General features: G+C 26.2%; 1 protein-coding gene. It reads left to right on the top strand.

Going from position 1 to position 756, the window contains the following annotated elements; translation table 11 throughout:
• On the top strand, positions 1–451 hold a 451-nt coding region (locus tag AYC61_RS01585; RefSeq protein WP_202906779.1), incomplete at its 5' end, for a transposase.
• Between the last annotated feature and the right edge of the window lie 305 nt (positions 452–756).

Below are 756 nucleotides of genomic sequence, written 5' to 3'. Positions count from 1 at the left end.
TATAATACATCAGCTTAGAAATTCATTCAAGTATGTTAGCTATAAAGATTTAAAAAGTTTTGCAAAAGATTTTAAAGAAGTATATAAAGCAACAAATGAAGAAGTAGCTTTAGAAAATTTAGCCGAACTAGAAGAAAAATGGGGCAATAAATATCCTCATGCTATAAAAAGTTGGTATTCAAATTGGGATGTACTATCTCCATTTTTTAAATATCCTGAAGAAATTAGGACAATAATGTATACTACAAATATCATAGAAGGGTTTAATAGGCAGCTAAGAAAAGTAACTAAAACGAAAACCATGTTTCCAACAAATCAAGCACTTGAAAAAATGCTTTACCTAGCTAGTAGGAATGTAGTTAAGAAATGGACTCAAAGATATAAACATTGGGATTTAATATTGAATCAATTGACTATATTTTTTGAAGGAAGAATAGAAAAATATATTTAAAACATAGTTCAAAATCTTAAATATATGGATTACAGGCTTGAAAATAGCCTAAAAGGCTATTTTTAAGCCTGTAATCCACCGAAAAATTTAAATTTCTTTTTGAGTAAAAAATATATCCTTATGGGTACATTACTCCGATTATTATCGTTACCAAAATAAAACATTCTAATACATGCATAACATAGAAATAATTGGAGATAATAAATATGAGTACTAGCACTAGACAAATTTAATTCAAATTTCAAATATTTTTGTCAGTTTAGAGTGAAATTTTTTCTCTAAAAGCACAAAGTTAATTATATTCT

Source organism: Abyssisolibacter fermentans (genome assembly GCF_001559865.1).
Taxonomy (GTDB): domain Bacteria; phylum Bacillota; class Clostridia; order Tissierellales; family MCWD3; genus Abyssisolibacter; species Abyssisolibacter fermentans.
This window is presented reverse-complemented; position numbering and strand designations above follow the sequence as displayed.